This is a genomic window from Paraglaciecola sp. IT1134 (assembly GCF_058068185.1).
On record NZ_CM176486.1, the window covers coordinates 1,216,183 to 1,239,269 of the forward strand.

Annotated in this window: 14 protein-coding genes; 11 read left to right on the forward strand and 3 right to left on the reverse strand. The window is 46.7% G+C overall.

What is annotated here, in order from left to right; all coding sequences use genetic code 11:
• Positions 1–40: 40 nt before the first annotated feature.
• The 3 genes from phoR (at position 41) to AC3RV5_RS05300 (ending at position 7,235) form a co-directional block, all read left to right on the forward strand.
• Positions 41–1,369, forward strand: coding sequence for a phosphate regulon sensor histidine kinase PhoR (gene phoR, locus AC3RV5_RS05290; RefSeq protein ID WP_489730921.1), 1,329 nt, complete (start codon positions 41–43; stop codon positions 1,367–1,369).
• A 362-nt stretch (positions 1,370–1,731) separates the two neighbouring features.
• On the forward strand, positions 1,732–4,479 hold the full coding sequence (locus AC3RV5_RS05295; protein ID WP_489730922.1) for a hypothetical protein: 2,748 nt from the start codon (positions 1,732–1,734) through the stop codon (positions 4,477–4,479).
• 104 nt (positions 4,480–4,583) lie between these two features.
• Complete coding sequence (locus tag AC3RV5_RS05300; protein ID WP_489730923.1) at positions 4,584–7,235, forward strand: TonB-dependent receptor domain-containing protein; 2,652 nt, start codon at positions 4,584–4,586, stop codon at positions 7,233–7,235.
• 59 nt (positions 7,236–7,294) lie between these two features.
• Here AC3RV5_RS05300 and AC3RV5_RS05305 read toward each other — a convergent pair whose 3' ends face one another.
• Positions 7,295–8,005 (reverse strand): alpha/beta fold hydrolase, encoded by a 711-nt coding sequence (locus AC3RV5_RS05305; RefSeq protein WP_489730924.1) that lies wholly within the window; start codon positions 8,003–8,005, stop codon positions 7,295–7,297.
• A gap of 316 nt (positions 8,006–8,321) precedes the next feature.
• Between AC3RV5_RS05305 and AC3RV5_RS05310 the strand changes: the two genes are divergently transcribed.
• Positions 8,322–10,244: a cytochrome c/FTR1 family iron permease gene (locus AC3RV5_RS05310; RefSeq protein ID WP_489730925.1), complete on the forward strand. Its 1,923-nt coding sequence runs from the start codon at positions 8,322–8,324 to the stop codon at positions 10,242–10,244.
• A gap of 180 nt (positions 10,245–10,424) precedes the next feature.
• Here the strand turns inward: AC3RV5_RS05310 and AC3RV5_RS05315 are convergent, their stop codons facing one another.
• Both AC3RV5_RS05315 and AC3RV5_RS05320 read right to left on the reverse strand, forming a co-directional pair.
• Positions 10,425–12,728, reverse strand: a complete 2,304-nt coding sequence (locus AC3RV5_RS05315) for a TonB-dependent receptor (RefSeq protein WP_489730926.1) — start codon at positions 12,726–12,728, stop codon at positions 10,425–10,427.
• Positions 12,729–13,069: 341 nt separating this feature from the next.
• Positions 13,070–13,231: a hypothetical protein gene (locus AC3RV5_RS05320; protein WP_489730927.1), complete on the reverse strand. Its 162-nt coding sequence runs from the start codon at positions 13,229–13,231 to the stop codon at positions 13,070–13,072.
• 495 nt (positions 13,232–13,726) lie between these two features.
• On the opposite strand from AC3RV5_RS05320, the gene AC3RV5_RS05325 reads away from it, so the two are divergent.
• The 7 genes from AC3RV5_RS05325 (at position 13,727) to AC3RV5_RS05355 (ending at position 22,937) form a co-directional block, all read left to right on the forward strand.
• Positions 13,727–14,497, forward strand: a complete 771-nt coding sequence (locus tag AC3RV5_RS05325; RefSeq protein ID WP_489730928.1) for a DUF3450 domain-containing protein — start codon at positions 13,727–13,729, stop codon at positions 14,495–14,497.
• 13 nt (positions 14,498–14,510) lie between these two features.
• Positions 14,511–15,917 (forward strand): MotA/TolQ/ExbB proton channel family protein, encoded by a 1,407-nt coding sequence (locus tag AC3RV5_RS05330; protein ID WP_489730929.1) that lies wholly within the window; start codon positions 14,511–14,513, stop codon positions 15,915–15,917.
• A 12-nt stretch (positions 15,918–15,929) separates the two neighbouring features.
• Entirely contained in the window at positions 15,930–16,454 is a 525-nt protein-coding gene (locus AC3RV5_RS05335; protein WP_489730930.1) for a MotA/TolQ/ExbB proton channel family protein, read from the forward strand.
• 25 nt (positions 16,455–16,479) lie between these two features.
• The gene (locus AC3RV5_RS05340; protein WP_489730931.1) at positions 16,480–16,887 is read left to right on the forward strand and encodes an ExbD/TolR family protein; all 408 of its coding nucleotides are present in this window, start codon (positions 16,480–16,482) and stop codon (positions 16,885–16,887) included.
• A gap of 3 nt (positions 16,888–16,890) precedes the next feature.
• The gene (locus AC3RV5_RS05345; protein WP_489730932.1) at positions 16,891–17,499 is read left to right on the forward strand and encodes an energy transducer TonB; all 609 of its coding nucleotides are present in this window, start codon (positions 16,891–16,893) and stop codon (positions 17,497–17,499) included.
• Between the two features lie 13 nt (positions 17,500–17,512).
• Positions 17,513–18,862 (forward strand): tetratricopeptide repeat protein, encoded by a 1,350-nt coding sequence (locus tag AC3RV5_RS05350; RefSeq protein ID WP_489730933.1) that lies wholly within the window; start codon positions 17,513–17,515, stop codon positions 18,860–18,862.
• Positions 18,863–19,409: 547 nt separating this feature from the next.
• On the forward strand, positions 19,410–22,937 hold the full coding sequence (locus AC3RV5_RS05355; protein ID WP_489730934.1) for a family 16 glycosylhydrolase: 3,528 nt from the start codon (positions 19,410–19,412) through the stop codon (positions 22,935–22,937).
• The last annotated feature ends 150 nt before the right edge of the window (positions 22,938–23,087 follow it).

Genomic DNA, 23,087 nt, shown 5'->3' on the forward strand with positions numbered 1-23,087 from the left:
TTAGTTTAAGTTCAGGCTGCAAAGGAGAACAGTTGCTGCCATGTATTATCCTTTTTCGTGGTTTAGAAGCCTCAGCCGTGTGATTAGCTACTTTGTTGTGGTGATCTTGTTTGGCCTATTTTTTTCACACCTCACCTTGGCGATTGCCATCGGGGCTTTGTTGTTGCTTGTCCTACATTATTGGAACCTGTACCGCTTAAATCATTGGCTCTGGCATAGTAAAAAAATGACGCCACCAAAAGTTAATGGCATATGGGAACACATATACGACGGGATATATTCCGTACACAAACGCAACCGCACAAAACGCAAAGAGTTAGGTGTGTTAGTCAAGCGTTTCAGGGAAGGATCGGAAGCGCTGCCAGATGCTGCCGTTGTGGTAGATGCCAATGCGGCCATAATTTGGTGTAACCGGTTAGCGCGTATAGAGCTGGGTCTGCAATGGCCGGATGATATAGGGCGTCGCATCTATAATTTTATTCGGCATCCCCGGTTTATCGAGTTTTATCACAAGGGCAATTATGACAAACCCATTGAAGTACCATCCCCGGTGAATGATCAGCGTATACTTGAATACCGGATCATGCCCTATGGCGATCAGCACTTGTTGCTCCTGATCCGGGATGTCACCAAGTTGACCCAAATCGAGAAAATGCGTAAAGACTTTGTCGCAAATGTGTCACATGAATTGCGTACACCGTTAACTGTGATAAACGGGTATCTTGAAACCCTACCTGAGGCAAACAATCTGCCCGAAGAGTTTTTACAAAAAGCATTCAGCGAGATGCGCTCTCAGTCGACGCGCATGCAATGCTTGATCGAAGAGTTACTGGTGCTATCACGTATTGAAGCCAGTAACGAACGAGCGTCACAAAACATAGTGGATGTGCCGCGTGTATTGCGTATCATTAAAGTGGAAGCTGATACCTTAAATGCCACTAAGCAGCACACGATCAATATGCATATCGATCCTAATATTAAGGTCTACGGCATTGAAACCGAATTACGCAGTGCTTTCTCCAATCTTATTTTTAATGCCATCCATTACACCCAGGACAAAGGGGAGATCACAGTCGAATGGAAAATGACTGATCAACAAGCCGCATTTTCGGTGCGGGACAACGGTTACGGGATTGAATCAAAACATCTGGCCAGGTTAACCGAGCGCTTTTATCGAGTGGACAAAGCCCGTTCCCGCAAAACCGGAGGTTCAGGCTTAGGGCTGTCTATCGTCAAACATGTACTCAATCACCATAACTCACGGTTGCTGATCCGCAGTAAAGTCGGCCAGGGTAGTGAGTTTTCCTTTGCCTTTTCTGCAGAACTCAGTGTGACCGACTCCGCTTCTTCCCCCAAGCTAGTTTCATAGCCAATCAAACCTCCTTAGCGTCGCTATCCTAGCCCTTGGGGCAATCGGCATTCACGATCTAAAACACTTTTTAGACAATTTGCTTGCCAATGGTAATCGTAAACTCTGAATGGGCATCGTTGTGCCTTCACACGCTCTGGTCTTAAGGTGATGATAAGTGAGTAGACCCAATTTAGTGTGCAGACGTTACCTGCCTGGAAGTTGTAACGTACTGTTCTATAGTGTTTTTTTATTTGCAATGTTTCACTTTTGTTAAACTTTTTTGACAGTTTCGGTATGTAACAAAAATGTCACTGAGCTGGGGTAATCTTCGGGAAAATTTAAATTTGTCGTAAAAATTTACTTGTCTATCGGAGAACACAATGGAACTTAAGACCCTTTTTAAAGCATCAGCCATAGCAGCAGCATTAATGCTGGCCGGTTGTGGTGGTGATATTAATATCACTGAAGGCAACATTGATAACAGTACGACTAATAATGGTGGCACCCCAGCTACCCCTACTACTCCCTCAGACGATGCACCCGGTGAAGCCAGCTCATTCCTCTCTTCACAAGTTTCAACTGCATTAGGACAGACTATTGAAGTGCGCACCCTTTCAGGACGCTTGACTTCTGCCGATGCCGATGCAAGCGGCAATGTCACCCTGAGCAACGACAAAGTCTGGGCCTTGGAAGGGCCTTTGTTTGTTGGTGGTGATAATACACTAAGCGTTAACCTGGTCATCGAGCCAGGAACAATAGTCTTTGGACGCAGTGGCAGCGATTATTTAGTCGTCAGCCGAGGGTCAACAATACAAGCTGTGGGTACGGTTGCTGAGCCGATCATCATGACGTCGTTTTCTGATGTCATTGGTGACGAAGTCGGCGCAGGTCAATGGGGTGGATTAGTGCTGCTTGGTAATGCGTCTTCTAATAAATGTCCAACAGATTCAGATTGTGCCTTGCAAGTTGAGGGAGTGGAAGAAGGGGCTGTTTTTGGTGGCACTGATGATGAAGATTCATCTGGCACCATTAACTATCTGGTTGTTAAATATGCCGGATTTGAAATCGCGCCAGACAACGAACTCAATGGTATTACATTTGGTGGGGTAGGGTCAGGCACTGAAGTTGATTATGTTCAGGTTCACTCAAATGCTGATGACGGTGTGGAGTTTTTCGGTGGCACAGTTAACCTTAAACACTTGGTATTAACCAGTAACCAGGATGACAGTGTCGATTGGGACAACGGTTTTCGCGGTAAATTGCAGTATGTATATGTTGAACATGATAAAGCGTCAGGAGATGCCAACCGCGGTATCGAAGGTGATAATGACGGTTCTACGCCTGATATAGCGCCTCAGTCTAATCCTACTATTGCCAACATGACCATCATTGGTAATAACTTCGACGGCACAGAAGATGATTCTGAAGGGATTTACCTGCGCGAAGGTTCCGGTGCGCAGATGTATAACATGCTCATTACTGGCCCTGCGGGCATGGGCGAGTGTCTCGAAGTTGAAAACAGCACTGAATCTCAAGCCAATCTGGCTGACAGCACCATAACGATGACAACCTCTGTGCTGGGTTGCACCAACGGCGAAAACTTCAAAAATGAAGACACCGGCGTTAACCTCGAAGACTGGTTCTTAACTACCCAGACAGGTAATCGGGTTATTGCCCCTATGCTTAATGCTGATGGCACTCCTCAGGCTGACTCTCCGTTATTGACTGGTGCAACTGATGTCTCTGCGGTTGATGGATTTTTTGAGGCAACGGACTTTATCGGTGCGGTTAAATCAGGCTCTGATTGGCGTCAAGGTTGGGCATTTGGTTTTGGTGGTGGAGAGGTTGCGGTCGTGACGTCACAATCTGGCTGTCCTGCTAGCACCACGGCTATCGCTTCTGGTGATGGCACCACTACGACCTGTCAGGTTTCAGGTCACATCACCTCTGATCTGCGTCTTACTGCAGGCAATTTATATGCCTTATCCGGTGCCGTGTTTGTGGGTGGTGATAATGCTGATAGCGCCACCTTGACGGTTGATGCCGGTGTGACCCTTTATGGTGCCTCTGGTAACGATTATTTAGTGGTTAGCCGGGGCTCTAAACTCACTGCTATCGGCACAGTAGCAGACCCCATTACTTTTACGTCCATTGAAGATGTGCAGGGTTTAACGGCACAAGCGGGCCAGTGGGGTGGATTAGTATTGCTAGGCAATGCTCCTTCCAATAAATGCCCAAGTGATGGCAGTGCATGTTCCTTGCAAGTGGAAGGGGTACAAGAGGGGGCAGTATTTGGTGGTACAGCCACTGACGATAGCTCAGGAACCTTAAACTATGTTCGTATTATGCATGCAGGTTTTGAAATTGCACCTGACAATGAATTAAACGGTATTACCTTCGGTGGTGTAGGTTCAGGCACCGTGGTTGATTACGTGCAGGTGCATAAAAATGCCGATGACGGCGTGGAGTTTTTTGGCGGCAACGTTGATGTAAAACACTTGGTATTGACTGATATCCAAGATGACAGCATTGACTGGGATAATGGTTTTCAGGGCCGCATGCAATATGTACTGGTCCGTCAAGCGTTGGATAATACCGATGCTAACCGGGGTATCGAAGCTGATAACGATGGATCTACGCCAGATATCACCCCCCAGTCCAATCCATCGATCGCTAACGTAACCATCATAGGTAACACGTTTGACGGCACGGAAGACGATTCTGAAGGTGTTTATTTACGTGAGGGCACAGGTGCACAATTAGCCAACTTTATCGTAACAGGCCCGGTTGGTATGGGAGAGTGTTTCGAAGTGGAAAACACCCCTGAAAGTCAGGCAAATTTGAGCGATGCGACCATTACCTTCACCAACTCGGTTATTGCATGTGAAAATGGCGAGAACTTCAAAAATGAAACTGGCGCTGTTGACCTGGCAAATTGGTTTAGCACTGTGCAAACCGGGAATTCGATTGAGGCGACTCAAGGGGCAGTATTAACGGGCATATTCTCAAATGCGGTAGGTACGCCAAAAGATTTCTCGACTGATACCTTTTTTGAGAATGCTGACTTTGTCGGTGCGGTCAAAGCTGACAACGACTGGACGGCAGGCTGGACGGTAGGTTTAGAGTAAGTTTGTTATTAACACTAACTATTAGTCATCAGTAACACAGCAGCAACTTTGCATTCGTTGAAAAGTTGCTGCTTTGGTTTATCAGACAGTTAACGAGGTTAATAATGAATACGCCTTTATCAAGGTTTCCTCTAAAAAGCTTAACTTTAGCGATTCTCGGCGGATTGAGCCTGCAGGCGACAGTAGCCATGGCCCAAGAAACCGATGATGAGCAGGTTATCGAAGAAGTAGTGGCCACCGGGACCCGGCTTAAAGGTACCGCTACAGCCGTTTTACAGGAACGCAAAAATCAAGCTTTTGTCGCCGACATCTTAGGCGCAGAGCAAATTTCACGCACCGGTGACACTGACGCTGCCTCGGCTCTTCGCCGGGTGACCGGTTTGACCCTGGTGGATGGTAAATTTATCTACGTGCGTGGTCTGGGAGAGCGTTACTCAAGTACCACCCTAAATGGTGCTGCGGTTCCAAGTCCGGATCCTACTCGCTCGGTTATTCCGCTGGATTTGTTCCCCTCGGATATGATTGAGTCATTGTCAGTGCAAAAATCGTTTTCCCCTTCTATGGGCGCTGCATTTGGTGGCGGTAATGTTGATATACGCCTGAAAACTATCCCCAGTGATTTTGTGTTTAATGTCACGGGTAAAGTCGGCGGAAATACTGACAACTTTAATGATGCCTACCAGTACAAGGGTGGCAGTGATGACTGGTATGGTAAAGATGACGGTACGCGCGCCGCACCCCAAGGCATAGTCGACTTATGGGACAGTAAACAATTTTTGGATGACGTCACGCCTTCCCAAGCACGGGATTTACTTAAAACCCTGAATCGCGATTATGATCCTAAGTTACAACGTGTTGACCCGGATTTCGGTCTTAATATGACATTGGGTAACCGCTTTGATTATAATCAAGATATTCGCTATGGCTTCTTGGTTAGTAGCGGCTATAACAACAACTGGGATGTATCCGAAGAGTTTATTGGCGAAGATCCCCAGCGTAGCGGAGATGATATCAACCTGATCCGTTTTTTTGATGATGTTCAAACCACCGAGCACTCCGTTAAATGGTCTGGTCTTGCTAACTTTGGCATTGATTATAAAAGCAATCATCGTATCGATATCAGCAGTATCGCCCTGAACGATACCCGGGACCAAATTCGCGATAAAATTGGTAACTCCAACAATATACAATTGGTGGATGGCCAGCGAATTCGTGATCTAGAAGTGATTTACGAAGAGCGTAAAATGTTTACCAATCAAATTAAGGGCACCCATACTTTTACCGATTTGGGTTTCTTAGGTTTCGACTGGCGTTACTCACTGGGCCGTTCATTACGTAATGCGCCAGGTAACGTGACGGCCCGCTTTATTTTGCAGGATGCGAACGGGGATGGTGAGTTTGATACACAAAGTGAAAGTACCTTAACGAATGCCACGACTGCGGCGCGTTATCAGTTTCAAACATTACATGACAGGGTCGAGGACTATGGTTGGAACACCAACTACCCAATTTCATTGCAAGAGTGGGAAATTGAACTCAAAGCCGGGGCGGATTTTATTAGTAAATCCCGTACCGCGGATAACCGCCGTTTCGATGTGAATACTCGGGGATTGGTTGATAGTGCTGTTTTGGTTGGCTCACAACTTAATGACATCTTATCCAATGATGTATTAGATAATGCCACCTTAAACTCGACCCCGTTATTATCCGATACCACTATTGCAGGTGATGATTATGTCGCCGCGCAAAAAGTCGATGCATACTATTTTGAAGGGGATTTCTTTTACAACAATAAATGGCGTTTCAGTGGCGGTTTGCGCTGGGAAGATTTCCGTCAGGCCGTGGTTCCATTTGATCCTAAGTCGAATCAAATAGATTTGCCCGATGAGGCGGATCGTAGCCAGTTGGCCTTCCAGGAAGACGATGTTTATATTGCGTTAGCCACGACCTACATTATTGACGAGCAAATGCAATTGCGGGTGGGGTATGGAGAAACCGTGGTTCGTCCGGACTTAAGGGAATTGTCTAGTTCGACTTATATCGACCCGTTAACTGATTTTCCCATTGCAGGCACACCTGGACTGCGCACGACGGCCATTGAAAACTACGACGCCCGTTGGGAATGGTATTTAGAAGATGGCGACAATCTTTCCGTTGGTATTTTTTATAAAGACATGACCGCGCCCATTGAGTCAGTTCAATCACCTTCTCAGGATGGACCGCCATTGGTGCGCATTGCCAATGCACAAACAGGTGAGTTGTATGGAGTGGAGCTCGAGTTCTTAAAAGGACTGGGATTTCTTGGTAAGGATGTGTGGGATAACTTATTTTTGTCGGGAAACCTGACCTTATCTGATTCTGAAATAGTTTTAGATAAACAGCATATCGTCGAGCAGACCGGGGTTTCCGCTGCAATAACTAATCTTAAGCGGCGCCTCACCGGACATTCAAAGTATGTGGCCAACCTGCAATTGGGTTTTGATGCCCCCAATGGTAATCACTCGGCGTCGTTAATTTATAACGTGTTTGGCGACCGTATTTTGATCCCAGGCATTGATGGTTTTGATGATAACTATGAAACGCCATTTCATTCATTGGACCTGGTGTATACCTACTATCCGGACTTCAATTCAACGGTGAAGCTCAAAGTGCAAAACTTGCTTGATGAGTCCAGAAAGCTAGAGTTTGAAAATGTCTTGTTTAGATCTCAAAGTAAAGGTATTGGCTTTACCTTGTCGTATAAAAGGGAATTCTGATTTCCTATCGGTGAAATAAAATTAGCCGCTAAATGCGGCTATTTTTTTTGGAAAAAACCTTAGTGGATCAAAGCATACTGCTTGGCAGCCGTGTCGCTTTGTAATCCAAAATGTCCCAACGCGTAGTTGAAACTGGCGTCTTCCTGCCAAATGCTGCTGCTGTGAATGCCCCCTACAGTGCAGGTACCGGTTGAACACACAATCTGGTCAATATAGCTTTTTATTGAGTAGACCTTGGCACCTAGCGGGGCACCGTATAAGCCATCTAAAAATGGACTTTGGACCGATAAACCCGCACTGCCACAGGTAGAGCTCCATACGTTAAACGGATACACCCCGCAGCTCCATAAACCTCGAAAGGCACCGGCGATACCCACAAAGGTATCGACTGAACCGGCTGCCGCCAATTTATCAATTTGCTGGGCGGCCAGAGTCGCCCCCATAGAATGACCTATGACGTCGATCTTGCCGGTACAGGATGCGGCAAGGGCATTTTGAATGGCTAGGCGCACTGGAATTTCTTCACTGCCACTATGATTATTGCAACTAGCACAGGTTTTTGATCCCCAATCGGGGCGGAATATATCTGCACTGCTATAGCCTTTGCTGCGCAAGTAGTCAGAGGTGTTGTCCCAGCTGGCGGGCGTGGCCGTATTGCCATGGACTAACACCACGGCGTCAACGCATGCCAGGGCCAGGGCCAGGGACGGAAGTACCAATAACAAGCTGGCAACGGTTATTTTAAGACTAAGGACTAGTTTGTTTGGCATTTTTTGGACCCTTTAGTTAAGTGAGCCTCAACTATAGGTGCCCGGTGATAAAGACAACATAGTACTTTAGCACTGGAGCTTGTTAGGCATTGATTATAAAAACGCAAGAAAGTAGAATAATAACTATTCTCATTTGTTATCTGTGATTAGCTTAGTCACATAGCGGATATCGAAGGCATTTTATATTTTTAAGGCAATACTCTTGATTACATTTCCACAACTTTGTTCTCAACTCTTTCTACAACGATTAATACCTTCGTTCGTTTCACGTTATGGTCCGTTGAATTCGAAATTCTTGATATTTGGCGCCTTGCTTATGGTGAATACGTTATTTTCTGTGTCTATATTTGCTCAACAATCCGTAAGTATTGACCTCATTAAAGAAAGCCGCCAAATACTGCAGATGGCCGAATACATAGGCGTTGATTACTCTGCAGCTGTAGTCAGTGGTGAGGTAGCAAATGAAGATGAGTTTGCGGAAATGCAGCAATTCGCCGGCTTAATTTTGCAAAAAGCCACGGCGCTGCAAGAAGCCAAAGAGGCTGATTTTGATTTAAGCCAAACTCCGGTGATGGTTAATGCACAGGCGTTACAACAGGCTATTTTAGCTAAATCCTCGACTGATGAAATTAAGAGTCTGACGCAGAAAATACGCCAGCATTTGTTGGCCATGTCACCTGCGCTTAAATTACCCGCCCAGTTGTTGCCACAGTCCCAAGTACTAACCTTATTCGAGAGTAATTGTTCAGCTTGCCATGGTCCGGCGGGTGAGGGGAATGGCCCATTGGCAAAATCACTTAGCCCTCAACCCACAGATTTTACCGAAAAAGAGCGCGCATTAAATCGTTCGTTACTTGGCTTATATGATGCCATTAGTGCCGGTTTAGACGATACCGCGATGCGTGCTTTTACCGAGCTTAATGATCAGCAGCGTTGGTCGCTGGCTTTCTACGCGGGCAGTTTGGCGTTCACTCAAGCAGCACAGCACACCGACAATAGTATTAAAGCCGAACAACCAAAGATTGCTTTGCAGAGTTGGATTAATGACAACCCATTGCAGGTTTTGGCTCAGCTAGATGATGTCGATTTAGCCCAAATTGAACAATGGCGCGCGCAACCAGATTTGTTTTTTAGTCAGTCTGGTACCCCCATTGCAACCGCCAAAACCAATTTAATCGCAGCGGTAGATGCATACCGTGATGGAAACTTATCCCAGGCGCAAACACTTGCTGTTAGCGCCTATTTAGACGGTTTTGAACTCATTGAAAATAACCTGGATGCCAGAGATGGCGCCCTACGCAAATCCGTTGAAAGTCAGTTGTTGAAATTCCGCAATGTGCTCAGTATTGCATCGAATGACGAGCAAGTGAGCAAAGAGTTACAACTAATTCTGCAACAGCTTGAGCAGGTAGATGCCGCCTTAACCGGCGAAGTGCTGTCGAACAACGCGATGTTTTCCGCATCATTGATTATTTTATTACGTGAAGGTTTAGAAGCACTATTAGTCGTGCTGGCTCTAATCACTGTGCTCATGAAAACCCAGCGCCAGGATGCTATTCGTTATGTGCATTTGGGCTGGTTATCGGCATTAGTTGCTGGTGGCCTGACATGGTGGGCGGCACAAAACCTGATTAATATCAGTGGTGCGTCCCGAGAGGTAATGGAAGGAGGAGCGGCGCTACTGGCGGCGGCTATATTATTCTATGTGGGTTATTGGATGCACAGCAAAACCAAGGCATCTCAATGGCAGCAATATATTCATAACAACGTAGCGCGGCATTTAAGTACCGGAACTCTCTGGGGCTTAACTGGACTGGCATTTATTTCGGTCTATCGTGAAGTTTTTGAAACCATTTTGTTTTACCAATCTTTGCTTACTCAAGCCGTAGGTGATGGCAGCCAGGTGAGTTACGTGTGGTACGGATTAGTCACGGCGGTTGCCATACTCGCGCTTATAACGTGGTTGATGCTCAAGTACTCGCTGAAACTACCCATTGGCCGCTTCTTTGCGCTTAGCTCTTATTTTATGCTTATTCTGGCATTTGTATTGGCCGGCAAAGGAGTCTCAGCATTGCAAGAAGCGGCAGTGATCGGCATTGCACCTTTCCCAATGGATATTTCAGTAAGCTGGTTAGGTATTTCAGCCACTTGGCAAGGGGTGTTGACCCAAGGGGTGATATTAGTTCTTTTTGTGTTACTACTATCACGCAAAGAAGTCACTCCTAGTAACGTCAGTTAGCATTGCGTCAATTTAACGTTGGCGTCTTTTATTATATATTGACGCCGAATTTATTGTTCATAGATCACTGAATCATAAGATACAAAAAAGGCAGATCAGGATCTGCCTTTTTTGTATTTGGTATATGAGCCATCTTCAGCAAGACATCACTTACTATGCCTTACTGATAGAGAATGGGATTTAGTAAAAGCTGACTTTAGCTTCGATACCAAAAATACGCGGTTGGTTAACGATACCGGTCAGGTTGTTAAAGTCGATGGCACCTTTAACATTTTCTTCGTCGGTAATATTACGACCAAATAAGGCGACGGTATAGGCATGTTCGAAGTTTTCATAACCTATGCGCAGGCCACCTTCTACATTGCTGTCAGTTTGAAACTCAACTGATTCGTATAAGAATAAGTTGGTTTCACCCTGGAAGGCCCAATCTGTATAAGCAAAAAACTCACCGTTGTTACCCATAGGCACAGCGTAGCGCGCCGTAAAGGTAAAGATGGTTTCAGGCGCTTGGGGGAAGGGGTTGCCGTCTATGGAAGCTTTTAGGCCATCTGGACGAGGATCCAGTACGGTACAGTTACCGGCAAAAGCAAAACCTGGGTTGGCGCCACAAGGCAAGACCGTAAGTGTGTCGTCCTTGATTTGGGTTTTGTTGTAGCTATAGCCTGCGGTCAGGGTCAGGTAATCGTTGGCGATATACTGGGCGTCGACTTCAAAACCGTAGCCTGTGCCTTTATCCGCATTCACCAGGGCGGTGTTATTGGCGCCCCCCCCTATGGCTGAGAACTGCACATCGTCAATTTGGTAGTAGAAGGTGGCTGCGTTTAAGCGCAGCGTATTATCTAATAAATCGGATTTAAAACCAATTTCAAAGGAGTTGATCGTTTCGGCATCCGCTACAGAAGGATCCCCCTCAAACGCCACATCCCGGCCCTGGATAGTTTGCGCTCTAAAACCATTGGCTAAACGGGTAAACACTGACGTGTCGTTGTCAATTTTGTAATTGGCGCTTAACTCCCAGCTTACTTGGCCATCGTCGACATTGATATCGGCGTAATCTTGAATTTGGGCGGCACCAATAAGAAGAGCGAAGCCGTCAACGTTTTGCTCGCCGACCACCAATGATTTTTTATCATGGGTATAACGCAGACCACCGGTAATATTCAGTTTGTCATTCACATCGTATGAGGTTTGTCCGAATACTGCCCAGGTGGTATTGGCATGGTAAACCGTAGTAGCGCCAAAAAATCCATCTGTGCTAGTTACATTGAAGGATGAATCGTAATAAAACGCGCCGGTCTGCCAGCTAAGGGCGTCACCTGTCTCACTGGCCAGGCGAATTTCCTGGGTGAACTGATCAAGATCGTTAAGTTTATCTTCGGTGACCGCCCCAAAGGCGATATTGCCTGGGAAAGTTAGCTCAACGCTGCCATCACCATTAATATCCGCAGGGGCAAAAAGGAACACCCCACCATCTATGTCACCCAGGCTTGAACCTTCGGCTTTTTCCATGGCGGTGATAGAGGTCAGCGACATATCATCTAAACCCATTTCAAGTTTCAGTGAGCCGCCATAGTTTTCATATTTTTGTGGATTATTGTCGGCACCGTTGCCGTCGATATCCCCATCGTAATAGACTTTATCACGATCGAAATTGGCATTCAGATCGTTACTGCCCTTAGTGAACACATTAGCGCGAAATACCGACGCCGTGCCATCGAGTTCACGGCCGTGCACATTTAACAAGGCTGAGAAGTCTTCACTTGGCGAATACAATAACTGACCGCGCCAGGCTTTTTCATCGAAGCCGCCAAACGCATTGGTTTCGCCGGTGTAGGCATTATCTATCCAATCACCACGTTCTTGTGATAATACAGATAAACGCCCGGACCAATCAGTGGCTAACTCACCCCCCACTGCAGCTTCAAAGCTATAGGAGCCTAAATTAGCCACACTGCTTTTTAAATAGGCATCAAAATCGCTACTGGGTTTAACAGAATCGAACTTAATGATACCGGCTGTGGTATTGCGACCAAACAAGGTGCCTTGTGGCCCACGAATAACCTCAACGCGCTCTACGTCGAATAATGGAAAGCTCTTTAAAATAACATTTTCTTTGACCACATCATCCATCACGATAGAAACAGGCTGTGAAGCAGCTAAATCGAAATCTGTGTTGCCCAAACCACGAATGTAAAAACGTGGGGCAACTCGACCGTTTGAAGATTCTGCATACAAACCAGGCACACGCACCGCTAACGCTAGAATATCGTCGCCACCGGCGAAAATACTTTCAAAACGCTCACCGCTTAACGTCGCGATGGAAATAGGTACGTCTTGAATACTTTGGGTACGTTTTTGCGCCGTAACCGTGATTTTTTCTAAGCCTTTTTCTGTGCCAGGGCTGGCTTCTTGTGCACTAAGTACTTGGCTGAATAAAGCGCTTTGAATGCATAGGGCTAATGCCGCTTTGTTTAAATTTGTCATTGTGTCACCGCTAGTAAGTGTGTGTTGTCTATGTGTATATGAATAGAGTCGATCATATATTCGTGTTTTATGTGTGTAGTCATCTTTATTATGCTAATCAATTGCCTGAAACCATAGGCTAAATAAAACATCCCTTAGGGGGCAATAGCGACCGACTTTTTTTTGCTCAATTGATGGTCACGCATTGTGTCAAATTCAACCGCCAAAGGCTATATATGAAAGGTATAGTTCGGCTGAAAAAATTCAGCCGTAAACAATTCTGGACTACCAGACCGTATCCCCCTGGCACTGATTGATGATTGGGGGATAGTTAACACTGGGTGAATGTAGCAATACTGGATTTACTGGGAAGGAGTGTCGCTATCCCCATCGCCAGAAGTTGGGGCAACATCGCTGGGTGGGGTCTCGGTGGCCGCCAGTTTTAACAAGCGTTTTTCTTCTTTTTTCTTTTTCTTGGCAATTTCTTTCTGGCGCTTCTCGAACGCGTAATTTGGTTTAGCCATTGGGCGTTTCTACCTTTTAAGTGAATCAGAGCCCTAGCATAAGGTATTTTGCAGATAATTGCTGGGCTATCCACATCGAGTTCCAAGGGAAATCGTCAAGGGCGCCAGCTTATTTTACTGCGCCAAACAGATGTTTTACGTTAACCCTAAAGGGAACGAGGTCCCGTTTTAAGGTAAATATTATGGGTGTTCTCCCGTTTCCTGGGTCTGAAGTCATGAGTAGCCATTAAACACTGAGTTGACATATTTAGTCATCTAGTCTGGGTGAAACGGGATAGGAACAGCCGTTCAAATGTGCTGAAACGACCGGCGGGCCCCTATCCAGCGCCCACCCTGGCTGTTATGAGTTTGTGCAATATTAGTGTCATTTATATGTAATATTGCCGTCATAAAAATGCCACGTTTACCCTCTATCCTTGCGCAAATTCTTAATGAAATGGCCTGAATAATAAAGTCAGACCATTTCACCATTTCCTTCATATAGGGTTTGCGTACATGAAGTCAATTAACTCGTTATCAGTCAGGTTACTTAGCGTCACTTTGCTGTTATCTGCATCCGGCTATGCCCAGCAAGATGTTTATCTTCAACCTGCGCTTAAAAAAGCCGCTGAGATCAATGACTCAGCTGCCAACTCCCAGCAGAAAATCAATAAAATTACCGATCAAATTGATAATAAGTTGCTGCAGTTCAAAGGCATAAATAAAGAAACTGAAGGTTTGCAAGTATACAACGCCCAACTTGGTAAGCAGATTGATAACCAAGTTCAGGAAATGACAGATTTAAACGCCGCCATTGATGACGTCAGTGTGATCGAGCGGCAAATCACGCCGCTTATGATGCGAATGGTCAAGGGTTTGGCGCAATTTGTGGCACTTGACGTGCCTTTTTTGCCTGAAGAACGTAGCCAACGGATTGCCGATTTAAAAGACATGATGAACAGCGCACAGATCGCCCCTTCTGAGAAATTTCGCCGGGTCATGGAAGCATACCAGGTCGAAATGGACTATGGACGCACCCTCGAAGCTTATGCGGGGTTACACACCATAGACGCTCAGGAGCGTAATGTTGATTTTTTACGTGTAGGTCGAACCGCTTTTATTTATCAGACCCGGGACGGTGGCATGCAGGGTACCTGGAATACTCAAACCCGTGAATGGGAAGCGTTACCGTCAAGCTATCGTACCCAAGTGACCAAAGGCTTACGTATGGCGAAAAAACAAATGGCACCAGATTTACTGATGCTGCCTGTTGCGATAACTGATTAAGAGCATGATAAAGATGAATCAATTACTAAAAAATATTGCCCTGACCGTACTGGTAACGCTAGGAGCAGGATCAGCCATGGCTGCGGATCCGATGCCAGCACCTAAAGACCGGGCGCTAAATTTGGATACCTTACTCAAGCAGCTTGAAGAAGGGAAATTTGAGCAGGACACGCAAAATACCCAACGTGAAAAAGAATTTATGCAGCAACGCGCAAAGCAGGACCAAATGCTGCGTGAAGCGGGTTTAAGGCGTGATAATGCTCTGGCGACTTCAGAAAATCTGGAAACTGAATTTGAACAAAACGAATTCAAATTAGGGGATTTAAACGAAGCGCTGACCATACGTCTAGGTTCACTTAAAGAACTCTTTGGTGTGTTACAGCAAGTCGCGGGTGACACCAAAAGCAAATTTCAAAACTCAGTTATTTCTGCACAAATTCCAGGCCGCGCCGAGTTTTTGGATAACATGGCCCAGTCCATGGGTTCCAGTTCCCAGTTGGCCTCAATTGCTGAAATAGAACGGGTATGGTTTGAAATCCAGCGTGAGATGACCGAATCGGGCAAGGTGACCCGTTTTACCACTGATGTGGTGGAAGCAAACGGTAATAAAGAAAGTAAAGAAGTGATCCGGGTCGGCTCCTTCGCCCTGATTGCCGATGGCAAGTACCTGGATTACGAAGGGCCAAGCGAATCACTCGGTGAGCTCATTCGCCAACCTGCCTATCGTTATGGCAGCAGTGCCGAAGAACTTCAGGCTTCCAATGGCCAGTTGGTCGAATTTGGCCTGGACCCGACCGGTGGTTCAATTCTCAAATTATTAGTGCAAGCGCCAAGCCTCAAAGAGCGGGTTGAGCAGGGTGGTTTAGTCGGTTATATCATCTTGGTGGTTGGGGCTATTGGATTGTTATTGGCACTGGAGCGCCTTATCACCCTGACGCTCGTTAAAGCTAAAGTTAACAAGCAACTCAAGTCTGATAGCTTTAAAGATAGCAATCCGCTTGGGCGAGTGATGTTGGTGCGTGACAAGTTCCCTCGGGCCGATACCGAAGCATTAGAGTTACACCTGACAGAAGCTATCTTGGGTGAAATACCCAGATTGAGCCGCAACTTGACCATTATCAAAATCATTTCTGTCGTGGCGCCGCTTATGGGCTTACTGGGCACGGTTACGGGCATGATCAATACCTTCCAGGCAATTACCTTGTTTGGCACTGGTGATCCGAAATTGATGGCTGGCGGCATCTCTACCGCGTTGGTAACCACAGTCTTAGGTTTAGTGGTGGCCATTCCGATGACACTGCTATATGCCATGCTTAATACGCGTTCCAAGGACGTGGTGTTTATTTTGCAGGAACAAGCATCAGGCGTTATTGCCGAGCGGGCAGAGCGTATGGGAACTCCCTCCACCCCTAGCGTTTAAAGGTACCAGTTCATGTTGGAATTTTTTGAAGCGATAAGGGATTTTACGGAAACAGGTGGCCAGGTGTTACTGGTTATCGGTTTGCTGATATTTGTGATGTGGTTACTCATTTTAGAGCGGGCGCTGTACGTGTTTATCTGGCACAAGGCCTATAAAAGACAAACCATTGCCAAATGGCAGGCCCGCCAAGATCGCCGTTCATGGAATGCCCAGCAGATCCGTCAGGCGATGATATCCCGGGTGAGTCTGCGTTTAAGTACCGGCATTCCCATTATCCAGGCATTGGTGGCACTGTGCCCCTTGTTAGGGTTAATGGGTACGGTAACTGGCATGATTGAAGTGTTTGATGTCATGGCGATTTCAGGTTCCGGAGATGCTCGCTCCATGGCGTCAGGTGTTTCCAAAGCGACCATACCCACCATGGCGGGTATGGTGGGTGCCTTGTCGGGTGTATTTGCCTCTACTTGGCTCAAAAGGACCACAAAAACCCAAAGAACCCACATAGAAGACGCCTTGCCAATCGAGCGTCAGGTGTAGTCCTGGCGACCCAAGAGAGATACTTATGAAACAACATTTTCAGAATTTGATGGATGAAGAAGAAGCGGTAATCGATATGACACCCATGCTGGACGTGGTTTTTATCATGTTGATATTTTTCATTGTTACCGCTTCATTTGTAAAAGAATCCGGTATAGATGTAAATCGTCCTGAAGCGGCAACGGCGGTAAAAAAAGATCGGGCTAACATTCTGGTCGCGATCAGCGACACAGGCGAAATCTGGATCAACAAGCGGCGTATCGATGTGCGTGCAGTACAAGCCAACATCGAACGTTTACATGCAGAAAATCCCCAAGGAACAGTGGTTATTCAGGCGGATAAAAAATCCACCACTGATACGTTGATCAAGGTCATGGACGCCTCACGATCCGCCGGTATCACCGATGTTTCTATCGCTGCACAAGAGCCTTAAATCATGCCCAGATACCTGATAGCCATCGTCCTGTCAGCCATTGTCACGTTGGGGCTGTTCTATGTGATGCAATCGTTGATTAAAAGCGGCGGCAGCGCATTTACCGATCCCCCCACGGGCAGTGTACTTGACTTCGTGCGCGTGAAAAAAGATGAAACTACCCAGAAAAAGGATCGTAAACCCAAAAAACCACCGAAACCTGAACAACCACCCCCAGCAATGAAGCAACCTCAGTTGGACTCATCTACACCTAATGCCCAAGGTCAGAGTATGGATTTTGGTGCAGATATCAGTGCCGATTTAACCCTTGATGGTGGCTTAGCCCTAGAGTCTGGTGATGGGGAATACCTGCCCATCGTCAAGGTGGCACCGATTTATCCCCGCCGAGCATTGTCTCGGGGTATAGAGGGATATGTGATTGTCGAATTTACGGTATCCAAACAAGGCTCAGTAAAAGATCCCAGTGTGGTAAAAGCCGAGCCCGCGGATCTGTTTGATCAGGCCGCCATCGATGCGGCACTTAAGTTTAAATACAAACCCAGAGTGGTTAATGGTGAAGCTACTGATGTGGCGGGTGTGCAAAACCGCATTACTTTCCAAATTGACGGTTAAGGAGCCAGCAAAAATGAACCTATTTAACAAAACACGTCGCGACCTTTGGCGTGATAGCCTATCTGTCGCCATACTCTCGACTTTGATGCTAGGTGTTAGTGTCTTACCTGTGGTGGTGAACGATGCCGTAGCCCAGGAAGTGGACTTAGGCGAGCGAGAAACCCGGCGCACCCCTGCTTTGAGGGTCAGAGTTTATGATCAACTGGCGCGTGCTCAGGCCCTGGCTGATGAAGGTAAAACCAATGACGCCATAGCAGCATTGGACAACGTAAAGGATAAAGCCGGCTCAATGAACAGTTATGAAATGGCCATGATGTACAACTTTTATGGCTTTATCTATTACAACGAGGAGCGTTTCGATGAGGCCATCAAGGCATTTGAGACAGTGGTTGAACAGCAACCCATTCCAGGATCCTTCGAGCTCAGTACTTTGTTCAGCCTGGCTCAGTTACATATGATGCGAGGCAACTTTAGTCGGGCGGTGGCTTTTCTGGAACGCTGGGAAGGCTTAAACGCCACGGTTAATCCAGGTGCCGACATTCCCCCTAAAAACTACGTATTAAAAGCCCAGGCCATGTATCAGCAAAAATCTTATCAAAAAGCAGCTGATTTTATTGATAAAGCAGTAGAACTTGAAGAAGCCAAGGATAAGGTGCCCCGAGAAAACTGGTATGTGCTGCAGCGGGCGATTTATTATGAATTGAAACAGCCTCAAAAGGTCAAGGATACCTTGCTTAAGCTGGTAAAACACTTTGATGAGCCTAAGTACTGGGTGCAGCTTGGTGGCATGTATGGTGAATTGGGAGAAGAGCGCCAGCAACTGGCTATTCTGGAAAGTGCTTATCAAAAAGGCTTTATCCAAAGCGGTTCGGATATCTTTAACCTGGCGCAACTTTATTATTATCATCAGATGCCCTACAAAGGGGCACGCCTGATTGAAAAGGGTTTTGCAGACGCCGTACTGGATAAAAACCTTAAAAATCTTAAGTTCTTGTCACAGTGTTGGCTGCTAGCCAAAGAAGGCGACAAAGCCGTACCCGTATTACAAGCCGCGGCTAAAATGGCTGACGACGGGGAACTGGATGCCCAGCTAGGGCAAATATTTCTGAATATGGAAAAGTGGCAGCAGGCCATAGGTGCCTCTAGAATAGCTTTGCAAAAAGGCGGGTTACGCAACGCAGGCACCACCTATCTGGTAATGGGCATGGCTTATTTTAATGTGGGAGAATATAACCAGGCACTCAACGAGCTCGCCATCGCTGAGAAATTTAAGACCAGTAAGGGCATGGCGCAGCAGTGGTCCAAATTTGTCGAAAACGAAATGTCTAACGACAACAAACTCACCGCATCACTATCCAAATAAGCCAACTTAAGCATGGTTGGCAGCGTAAAAAAACGGTTGACAGTCGTTGCCAATAATAGTTTGCGAAGAGTAGCAATGTCATTAGATATCGCAAAATACCCGCCAATTCTCACAATGTTCCATCTCATCGCTCTCTATACGTGACCACAACACCATAATCGCATTCGGCTCCTCCCCGTGAAGGCTTGGCGAGTCAAGCATAGGAAACTGGACAGACCTCAAATTGTAAATTAATTGTATTGTTTATGTTGAAAAGTTTGATTTCAGGCCTTACTATGAATGGATGAAAGCGCTTACATTTGATGCTTATTCACTTTGTAAGACCTTTCTTGGGCGTTTTTCTTAAATATCCCACTGGATATGTAGTGGAGCATGTTCGTTGTAGTTGTCTGTTGTTTACAGCGTTAAACGTTCTAGTGAAATCACTTTAGACAGCAACTAATTAACGCCAAATGGTAATCAATATGAAACGTATTAACTCGATAGGCATGTTTATTTTTGGCACAGCCATAACAACCACGGATAACCGGGATCAGGAGCATACACAATGAAACATCTACCCAATAATCTATGTAAGGTATCAGCACTAACCCTTGCCGTACTAATCAGCGTGGTTAGCGTCCAAGCAAGTGCTGCTGGGGCGAACGTGAGTGCCTCGGCTACTAGCGCCAGTTCAACAGAGCAAGATCAAATTGCAGATGCCAAGAAACAAATCGACAAAGCGCAAAAGCAAATCGAAAAACTACGCTCCACGATTGACAAAACACGCGACAAAATAGCCAGAGAACGCGAAGACATAACTCAACAAAGAGAAGAAATCGTCAAGCAACAAACAGTAATCGCCGACGCTGACGGAAAAAACAAAGACAAAGATATTGAGAAAGCCCGGAAAAAAATCACTAAATCCAAGGATAAGATCGCCAAGTCGCAAGTAAAAATTCAGCAATACCAAGACATCATCGCCCAGGCAAAAGCTGAAATTGTTTTACAACGCGAGATCATTGCACTGGCCAAAGCAGCTATCGCCAAAGCAAGAGATCACGACGGCGATGGTGTACTCAACCGCAACGATTTATGTCCTGACACCCCGGTGGGTGACACAGTGGATGCAGATGGCTGCACAGTGGCCCCCGAATCGGATTGGTCATTAGTGTGGAGTGACGAATTTGATGGCACCAGCATTGATACGGCTAAATGGAGCCACGAAATCAACTGCGAGGGAGGTGGCAACAATGAACAACAATGTTATACCGACAATGCCGCAAACGCTTACGTTGAAAATGGCCAGTTAAACATCGTCGCCTTACCCGCCGGAGCGGGTTCGCCACTTCCTTATACATCTGCTCGCCTGCGCACCCTGAATAAAGGTGACTGGACCTATGGACGTTTCGAAATCAGGGCAAAACTTCCCCAGGGCCAAGGTACCTGGCCGGCCATTTGGATGTTACCCACTGACTGGGTCTATGGTGGTTGGGCTGCGTCGGGTGAAATCGACATTATGGAAGCGGTAAACCTTAAAACACAATCCGATGCTGGCGATGCTCAGCCCGGTGAACTCGAATCCCGGACTCACGGTACGTTACATTACGGTAAAGCCTGGCCAGAAAATGTATCATCAGGAACCGACTATAAGTTTGCTGCAGATGCAAATCCAGCGGATGTATTTCATACCTATGCACTGGAATGGGAAGAAGGCGAAATACGCTGGTATGTTGACGGCGAGCATTTCGCCACGCAAAGAGACAGTGGTTGGTATAGCCAATATATGCAAGATGGGCAATTAGTCACTGCTCCTGGTAGCGCTCCTTATGATCAAAATTTCCACATGTTGTTAAATCTGGCTGTGGGTGGCTCATGGGCGGCGAATGTTAACGACAAAGGCATCGATTCATCAGTATTCCCGCAAAGCTTGGAAGTGGACTATGTCAGAGTCTACGAGTGTTCGATTCAGCCGAGTACGGGAGCCGGTTGCGCCACGCTTGGGGATGACGCAGAGTTTGTCGAAGGCCATCCAGCCCCGGAAATAGTCGTCCCTGACGATTCCTTTGCAGCCTTACCTGAGTTCTACCTATACGATGACGACCTAGCCGCAGGCCTAGTGTTTAATAGCTACAATCCGGATGCAGTGGTGAGTTACCAAGAAGTGCCAGAAGATGGTCGAGGCGATGTATTACTTATTAGCAAAACTGGCGCCAACGGCAACGTTTATTTTGAATATGCCCCACATGTGGACTTGTCTGATTGGCTAGCAGCGGGAGAGCTGGTTTTTGACCTGAATATTTTAAGCACCAGTGGTGCCGAATTATTGGTTAAGCTCGATAGTGGCTGGCCAAAGGTGAGTGACTTCGCGGTGCCATTACCCGCAGTAGGAGAGTGGACTGAAGTACGGATTAACATTGCGGCCCTGCTAGCTAATGGCAATCGCTTTTCCCCTGGTAGCAGCGCCAACATTGCGGATATTGTGAATGTGTTAGTGATTGAACCGCTAGGGGCAATGGAGCTGAAACTCGACAATATTCGTTTGGTCGAAAGTGATACGCCTCCGGTAGGTGGCACCGACCAAATTGACTTGCCCATCGATTTTGATCAACCGGGTGTGAATTACACTGTGACTGATTTTGGGGGCGCGGTAACCACATTAGTGGTTAATCCTAGCGGCACTGATATGGTCGCCAAAACCATCAAAACCGCAGGTGCGGCCACTTGGGCCGGCACTACCATGAGCACTCCGTCGGGTTTGGCTTCAGTTATTCCAGTCACCACCAGCGACAGCATAATGAAAGTGTGGGTCTACTCACCCAGCGCAGGGATCCCGGTGCGTCTTAAACTTGAGGACCACAATGATGTGACCCATACGGTGGAAACTGAAACCTTAACGACTATGGCCAATACCTGGGAAGAACTAACCTTTGATTTTAATAATCAGGCCCCAGGCACGGAACCTTTGATCCACCCTGAATGGGTATTTGATAAAGCCTCTATCTTTTTTAATTTTGGAACAGACGGGGCAGATGATATTTATTATTGGGATGATGTGAGTTTTGCCGGTGGTACTTCTGGCGGAGGAAGTGGAGGAGGATCCCAAAGTGCATCTACAGATTTTGAAGCGCCAGCGGATTCATACCTATTTAACGACTTCGATGGTGGAGCGGCATCGATTATTCCTAATCCCGCTGTGATTGGGGGGAACGGGATACAAAATACCAGCGGCCAGGTTGGCCAGATGTTGAAATTTGCCGGTGCATCATGGGGGGGAAGTACTTATGCTCTAGGCGGTGCGATAGAAGTAGCTGCCGGCACGGTATTTACCATGCAAGTCTATGCGCAAAGACCCGTACCCGTGTTATTCAAAATCCTTGAGCCTAATACTGAAGTCACCACCGTACATAACGGCGACGGCTGGCAAGAATTAAGCTTCGACTTCGGCGACACCGCGGTGACGATGACGGCTATCACCCTAATTTTTGATAATGGCGTGGTTGGCGATGCCATGGGTGATCCGGCTAACTGGACCTTTTATTTTGACGACCTGGTGCAGACTTCAAGCACAGGTGGCGGCCCCACCGATCCTACTCAAATGGACTTGCCTCTGACGTTTGAAAGTACCGACATCAACTACGTGTTGCAAGACTTCGGTGGCACCTACTCAGCATTGGTAGGCAATCCTGACGGGGCCGGTACGGTGGCCATGACGACAAAACCTCTAGGCTCGGCAACGTGGGCGGGCACCACTATGGGCACCAATGCAGGTTTTGCTACGGTGATCCCGGTTACTAACAGTAACAGTATAATGAAAGTATGGATTTATTCGCCAGATGCCGGCATACCTGTTCGGCTTAAAATTGAAGATCACACTGACGTGACACACACGGTAGAAACCGAATCTTTAACGACGGTTGCCAATGCCTGGGAGGAGCTAACCTTTGATTTTAATGATCAGGCGCCGGGTACTGAACCGTTGATCCATCCAGATTGGGTATTTGATAAGGCGTCGATTTTCTTTAATTTCGGCACGGAAGGAAATATCGCCGGTGAGAAAGTCTACTACTGGGATAATGTGAGTTTCGGCAACTAAGCCTAAAACAAAGCAAGCATAAAAAGGCCGAACTCAAGTTCGGCTTTTTCACATCTTAACTTAGCCTAATAAGGGTTTTAGTTGATAAAGCTTCTCGTTATTATGGGCATTATAATGCGTACATCCCCTAAGGCCCGGGCGAATCATGTG